This is a genomic window from Ramlibacter sp. (assembly GCF_029866045.1).
Lineage (GTDB): Bacteria > Pseudomonadota > Gammaproteobacteria > Burkholderiales > Burkholderiaceae_C > Ramlibacter.
The window spans coordinates 1-6,623 of record NZ_JARXAB010000064.1; the positions used below are offsets into that span (position 1 = coordinate 1).

General features: G+C 67.7%; 7 protein-coding genes and 2 pseudogenes. All 9 read right to left on the minus strand.

All coding sequences use genetic code 11. The features are described 5' to 3' along the window. Positions 1-122: pseudogene (locus tag QE494_RS07520) on the minus strand (tripartite tricarboxylate transporter substrate binding protein); the annotation flags it as partial. Between the two features lie 187 nt (positions 123-309). Beyond that, positions 310-762, minus strand: a complete 453-nt coding sequence (locus tag QE494_RS07525; protein ID WP_300042304.1) for a MaoC family dehydratase N-terminal domain-containing protein — start codon at positions 760-762, stop codon at positions 310-312. A gap of 13 nt (positions 763-775) precedes the next feature. Then, positions 776-1,237, minus strand: a complete 462-nt coding sequence (locus QE494_RS07530) for a hypothetical protein (protein ID WP_300042305.1) — start codon at positions 1,235-1,237, stop codon at positions 776-778. Between the two features lie 66 nt (positions 1,238-1,303). After that, positions 1,304-1,753, minus strand: a complete 450-nt coding sequence (locus QE494_RS07535; RefSeq protein ID WP_300042306.1) for a Zn-ribbon domain-containing OB-fold protein — start codon at positions 1,751-1,753, stop codon at positions 1,304-1,306. Positions 1,754-1,759: 6 nt separating this feature from the next. Next, a complete protein-coding gene (locus QE494_RS07540; protein WP_300042307.1) occupies positions 1,760-2,908 on the minus strand; it encodes a thiolase family protein in 1,149 nt (382 codons plus the stop codon). Then, positions 2,905-4,131 carry a CaiB/BaiF CoA-transferase family protein gene (locus QE494_RS07545; protein ID WP_300042308.1) on the minus strand — a complete coding sequence of 409 codons (1,227 nt, stop codon included), beginning with the start codon at positions 4,129-4,131 and terminating at the stop codon, positions 2,905-2,907. Before QE494_RS07545 ends, QE494_RS07540 begins: the two co-directional genes overlap by 4 nt. Positions 4,132-4,160: 29 nt before the next feature. Beyond that, on the minus strand, positions 4,161-5,414 hold the full coding sequence (locus QE494_RS07550) for a CaiB/BaiF CoA-transferase family protein (RefSeq protein ID WP_300042309.1): 1,254 nt from the start codon (positions 5,412-5,414) through the stop codon (positions 4,161-4,163). Position 5,415: 1 nt separating this feature from the next. After that, positions 5,416-6,198: an enoyl-CoA hydratase/isomerase family protein gene (locus QE494_RS07555; protein WP_300042310.1), complete on the minus strand. Its 783-nt coding sequence runs from the start codon at positions 6,196-6,198 to the stop codon at positions 5,416-5,418. Between the two features lie 78 nt (positions 6,199-6,276). Next, positions 6,277-6,623: pseudogene (locus QE494_RS07560) on the minus strand (hypothetical protein); the annotation flags it as partial.

Sequence of the window (6,623 nt, forward strand, 5' to 3'; positions counted from 1 at the left end):
GGAAAGGGAACCACCAGACGGATCGGCTTGCTCGGAAAGCCGGCCTGGGCCAGGGCGGCGGTCGGGGCGGCCAGGGCCGAAGCGGCAAGGGCCAGGGCGGTCCGGCGGGTGATGGTGCGCATGTCTGTCTCCTGTGGGGGCGGTGATGTTCGGAACGCGGCCGAGGTGGCGGGTTGGCTGGCTGGCCACCTTCATGATAGCGCTAACTTTCGCAGGCCAGTCTAGGTAGCGTACCCAGGCCTGTCAAGCCCATATGCCCGGTCTGCGGCGCCGTTCACTCGCCCTGGATGGCACTGGCGTGCATCCGCCTCAGCGGCGGATGTTGGTCGTGTCGAGGATGGCGCAGAGCTGGCCGAGTTGGTTGTGGAATTCGCGCCGGGTGACGATCACCCCCATCGGCCCGGCCTTGCCCTGCTTGACCGCGGTGGAGGTGACGGTGGCGCGCACGGTGAGGGTGTCGCCCACCACCATCGGCTCGTGAAATTCATAACTGTCACCGCCGTGGATGGTGGCCCTGCCGAAGTCGAACTTCAGGGGCGCGTCGCGGCAATTGAAGAACGCCAGCCACAAGAGCGGCCAGGGCGCGACGATGCCGCGGTAGCCGCGCGCACGGGCTGCGGTCTCGTCATAGTGGATCGGGTCGAGCGCCTCGACGCACAGGCCCATGCGCCGGGCCGCCATCATCTCGATCGGCATGGTGTCGGGCTGGCCCAGCGGGCCCTCCATGGCCTTGAGGGAGGCCTCCATTTGCAGCGCGGTCATCGGCTCTCCCATCTCAGGCTCCCTTCCGCGGCAGCAGCGCCACCAACCCGCCGGGCGTGGTCGACTTGCCGTCCTGGTTGACGATGTCGCAGGTCACCTCGACCCGGCCCATGTCGCCTTCGACCTGCATGCGGGTGATGCGGGCGTGGATATGGGCCATGTCGCCGGGCATGGTGGTGCCGCTGTTCTTGTCCCAGAAGGACAGCACGCGGGCATGGCTTCCCAGCCAGTGGCTCACCTCGGTGAGCATGTAAGACGCCATGAAGGGGCCCGACAGCAGCAGGCCGGGCAGGCCCTGGGCGCGCGCGGCGGCCGCGTCGTGATGAAAGTCCGAGGCGTAGTTGTCGCAGGCGCCGGCCCAGCGCACCTGGTGGCCGGCACTCATCGGGCCCTTGGTCACGACGGGCATCTCCTGGCCCTCGTGGAAGTCTTCAAAATGCCGCTCGGGCGGGGCCAGGGTGTCGACTTTGAACATGCGGTGTCTCGTGTTCAGGTTGTGCGTTGAGGGATCGTGTCCAGGATTCGAAATCAGGATTCGTGTTCAGGTGGCCGTGCCACGCGGCCGAAACCGCGGCACCGTGATCTCGGGTGTGACCGGGTCAAATAGCACTTCGACCAGGTCACCCACCCGCACCTCGCGGGGCGGCACCCCAACCACGTTGCTGTACATGCGCGGCCCCTCCTCCAGTTGGATGAGGGCAACGTTGTAGGGCACCTCGCCCTTGAAGCCCGGGTGGTAGGCCTGGTGAAAGACCACGCTGGCAAACACCGTGCCGCGCCCCGAGACAGGGTTCCAGGCGAAGTCAGCGCTGAGGCACTCCGGACAGAAGGGACTGATCGGGTAGCGCAGATGGCCGCAGCCACTGCAGCATTGAAAGGACAGTCGCCCGCCCCGGCAGGCGTCCCAGAAGGGCCGGTTGTCGTCGGTGAGTACCGGCAGGGGTTTGTTGTATTCGGGCAAAACCGATTCGAGCTTGGCGGATTCAGTCATGGTGCCTCAGCCCTTTCCCAGCACCAATGCATTGGCGCAATTGAGGGCCATGCCGCGGCCGGTGGTCAAACAGATCTCGGCGCCCGGCACCTGGCGCGGCCCGCACTGGCCGCGCATCTGGCGCACGCCCTCGACGATGTGCAGCCAGCCCTCCATGAAAGACTCCGACAAATTGCCGCCGGCGGTGTTCACCGGCAGCTGCCCGCCCAGGCGGATGCGGCCGCCCTCGACAAATGCCCCCGCCTCGCCCGGCGCGCAAAAGCCGGCGTGCTCGAGCCACAGCAGCACGCTGATGGTGAAGTTGTCATAGAGCTGGGCAACGTCGATGTCGCTCGCGCCCACACCGGCCATGGCATAGGCGTCTTGCACCGCGGCCTTCTGGTGCGGCGCGTACCACCAGTCTTCCCGGCCCAGGGTCTGGGTGGTGTGGGCCTGGCCCATGCCCAGGATGGGGACTACCGGCTGGCGCAGGTCGCGCGCATGCTCGGCGCTGGAGACGATGACGCACACGCCGCCGTCGGAGACCAGGCAGCAATCGAGCAGGTGCAGCGGCTCCACGATCCAGCGGGAGGCCTGGTGGTCGTCCACGGTGATCGGCTGGCGCATGACTGCATCGGGGTTGAGTGATGCATGGTGGCGGCAAGCCACCGCCACTTCGCCCAGCTGGCGGCTGGTGGTGCCATAGAGCGCCATGTGGCGCGAGGCGGTCATGGCGCTGTTGGCAGCCGCCGCCATGAAGCCCCAGATCGAGGACGAGTCGCCCCAGCCCTGGGCCCGGTTGAAGACGCCCCCCCCGGTGGCAGCGGCGTCGCCGTAGACGCAGGCGACATGGGTGGCCATGCCGGCGTCGATGGCCAGAACCGCCTGCTGGATCAGGGCACCCGCAGTGGCGCCCCCCATGTGCATGCCGCCAGTCCAGCGTGGGTTGATACCCAGGGTCTCGCCCAGGCGCAGGTAGTTTTGCTCGCCCTCGGGCGAGGTCTGGCCACGCAAGGTGAGCAGACCGTCGATCTGGTTTTTGCGCAGGCCGCTGTCGTCCAGCGCACGCTTGAAGGCGTCGACCGCCAGCGACAGCGCGGTCGCGCCCGGCACCTTGCCCTGCGCGCTGGCACCCACGCCGACGATCGCGCCGCGTCTGCGCAGGCGGTGGCTCATTTGAGCAAGTCCTCGGCCTGCAGCGCGTCGATCTCGGACTCGGTCAGGCCCAGCAGGCTGCCCAGCACCTCGCGGGTGTGCTCGCCCAGGAGGGGCGCGCCGCGCTGGGGCTGGACCGTGTGGCGCGACAGGCGAAACGGCAGGTTGTTGTAGATCGACTCGCCCATCTCCGCATGGGGCATGCGGATCCAGTGGCCGCGGTGCGCCAGCTGCGGGTCCTCGCGGGTGACGTCGTGCGCGTCCTGCACCGCGCCCGCGGGCACGCCGGCGGCCTGCAGGCGGCGCATCAGGTCGTAGCGGTCTTGTCCTGCTGTCCAGGCAGCCAGCAGCGCGTCGAGTGCCTGGCGCTCGCGGTGACGCTGCGGCAGCGTCTGCCAGCGCGCCTCCAGCGCCCAGGCGGGCGAACCCATCACGCCCACCAGCGCCGCCCACTGGACATCGGTGGCCACGGTGATCGCGATCCAACGGTCGCTGCCGACGCAGGGATAGACGCCATGCGGCGCCATCCAGGGATGGTCATTGCCGCGGCGTTGCTGCAAGCGGCCGTTGACGGTGAGGTCCAGAAAGGTCGGCCCCATGAGCGAAAGCATGGGTTCGGTCTGGGCAAAGTCGATGCACTGGCCCTGGCCGGTGCGCCGACGATGGCGCAGCGCCGCGAGCAGGGCGAAGGCCGCGTGGCAGGGGTTGGGCAAGTGGTCGGGGTAGTTGGTGCCGGTGCCGGCGGGCACATTGCCCGGCAGGCCGCTCAGGTCCTGAATGCCGGTGAGTGCCGCAATGCTGCTGCCGGTGCCACGGAAGTCACGCTGCGGCCCCTGCGAGCCCTGCATGGACATGCCGATGTAGAGGATGTCGGGGCGGATGCGCTTGCAGTCCTCATAGCCCAGGCCGAACTTCTCCATCACACCGGCGGCAAAGTTGTTGGCCACGATGTCGCTTTGCGCGATGAGCTTGCGGATCAGGCCCAGCGCCTTCGGGTGCTTCATGTCGACCGTGATTCCGCGCTTGCTGGTGTTGCGGTCGGCGAAGTAGCCGCTGCGGTTCACGCCGGGCTTGCTGTCCTTGTAAGGGCCGGCCATGCGCAGCGAGTCGAGCCGGGTCGAGCTCTCGATCTTGATCACGTCGGCGCCAAGGTCACCAAAGATCTTGGTGGTGTAGGAGCCGGCTCCGATCCAGCAGAAGTCGGCCACCCGCAGGCCGGCCAGGGGAAGACGTTTCTCGGTCATAGGGCTTCCATGCGATGCGCTGGCTGCAGTCATGCCACCACCCCCGCGGCGCACAGGCGCGCGACCTCGTCACGCGTGATGCCGATCTCGGCCAGGACTTCGCTGGTGTGCTGGCCGAGCCCGGGGGCCGGGCGCTGCAGGCGCCAGGGCGTGCTAGAGAGCACATAGGGCGCGCCAGGCATTTCGGCCGCCGCCGAGACCAGCGGGTGGGTGAAGGGAACGAAGTGCTCACGGGCGCGCAGCTGCGGGTTGTCCAGCAGGTCGCGCGGTGTGCTCACCGGGGCCAGCGGAATGAGCCGCTTTTGACCTTCGGTGTAGAGCCACTCTTTGGTGCGCTGGCGCGACCAGGTCATGAACAGGTCACCAAAGACCTCGCGGGCCTCTTCGCTCTTGAGGTAGGTGAGGTCGGACCACTCGGGCCCGAACAGGCGGTCCACGCCCACCATGCCGGCGTCCTTGAACCACTGCAGGCTGCGGGACCAGGCCGGGCTGTTGCCGATACCGCGCGAGCCCAGGTAGATGTAGCCGTCCTGGCACTCGAACAGACCGTAGCCGGCAAAGCGCTGGTCACCCAGGGGCCGCTTACGAATGACACCCTCGAGGTCGTAGGTCTGGGCCGCGTTTTCCAGCGCCAGGGTCACGCACTCCTGCATGGCAATGTCCACCTGCTGGCCCTCGCCGCTCAATTCGGCGTCGGTCACGGCCAGCATGGCCGCCACCGCGCCGTACATCGCTGCGCACTTGAAGGCCTGGTCGCCATGGGCCTGGGTCGGCGCCACGCCCTGGTAGCCCCCCATCCACAGCAGGCCGCCGGTGGCCAGGGCCACCAGGTCGGTGGCCTGCAGGTCGGCATAAGGCCCGGTCTGGCCGAAGGGGGTGATGCTGGCCATCACGAGCTGCGGGCGGCGCTGCACCAGCTGCGCGTAGCCCAGGCCGTGGGCCTCCATCCAGCCGGGCGCGAAAGTCTCCAGCACCAGGTCAGCGCCGGCCGCAAGCTCGCGCAGCAGGGCCTGCCCGCTGGCGGTCTCGAGGTTCAGGCAGATGCCGCGCTTGCTGGTGTTCTGGTAGGCGAAGTTGAGGCTGCGCTCGGTACCGGGCTGGTCGTCGATGAAAGGGCCTTCGCGGCGCAGTTCGCTGCCCTGGAGCGGCTCGACCAAAATGACGTCGGCGCCCATGTCGGCGAACAACTTGCCGGCGTAATTGCCCATGGCGCCGCTCAGGTCCAGAACGCGCAGGCCCTCGAGCGCAGCGACAGGCGTACTCGTCGTGCTGGGTGCAGTCATCTCAGCGCCCCTTCCAGACCGGGTTGCGCTTTTCGGCGAAGGCCTTACGGCCTTCCACGCGGTCTTCGGTGTCCTTGAGCAGGCCGTACATGAACTTGTCCAGGGCCAATGCCTGGGTGAGCGGCATGTCGGCGCCGCGCGTGAACAGTTGCTTGGCCGCGCGCACCGACAGCGGAGCGTTGTGGGCGATGCGGCGGGCGATGTCCATCGCGGTGGGCATGAGGTCCGCGTGCGGCACCACCTTGCTCACCAGGCCCATGCGCAGGGCTTCCTGGGCATCGATGGTGTCGCCGGTGAGGAGCAGCAGCATGAAATCGGTCTTGGACAGCGAGCGCGCGAGGCGTGGAATACTGCCGCCCCAGGGGATGGAGCCGCGCTTGACCTCGCTCAGCCCGAACTTGGCGTTCTCCGAGGCAATCGCGATGTCGGTGATGGCCAGCAACTCGGTACCACCGGCCAGCGCATAGCCATTGACCGCGCAGATCAAGGGCTTGTCGGTCTCCAGACCCATGAAGGCGCTGCCGGTGTCACGCTCCACCAACAGCTGGCGGGCGTAGCTCTGGTTCGGGTCGGGCAGGGTCTTCTTCAGGTCGGCGCCGGTGCAAAAAGCCTTGTCGCCAGCACCGGTGAACACCACTGCGTGAATGCCCTCATCCTCGTTGATGCGGCGGTAGAAGGCGTAGAGCTCCTGCCGCATTTCCGGGTCGATCGAGTTCATCGCCTGCGGACGGTTGAACTCGCACACGGCGACCTTGTCTTCTACCGCGATGTTGAGGCTTGCCATGGCTGCTCCTGCTGTCGTATTTGTTGATCGTATCCGCCGGCAAAGTCGACGCTACCGACGCTGCTGGCGCTGCCGGCCTCAGTCAGCCGGCAGGCCCAGCTTGCGCTTGTAGTCCGGGTCCACCTCGTGAATCGCCTTGACCCGCTGCAGTTCGGCCAGACCCATGGCATCAAATGGCTTAGGTATCGACGGTTCGGTGCAGACCACCTTGGCGTCGAACAGGGCAGCGATGCGCGCGTCGTCCAGGCCCAGCACCTCTTGTAGCACTGCGCGGCCGTCGCCCCCATAGCGGGGCCCTGGGTGGCGGATGTGGACATCGCGGTTGGCCAGCTTCCAGGGCCGTCCCATGATGGGCCTCACCCCCATCGGCGCAGGCAGGTCCACCCGCTCGTGAAAACCGCGCCAGGCCAGGTGGGGGTCGAGCA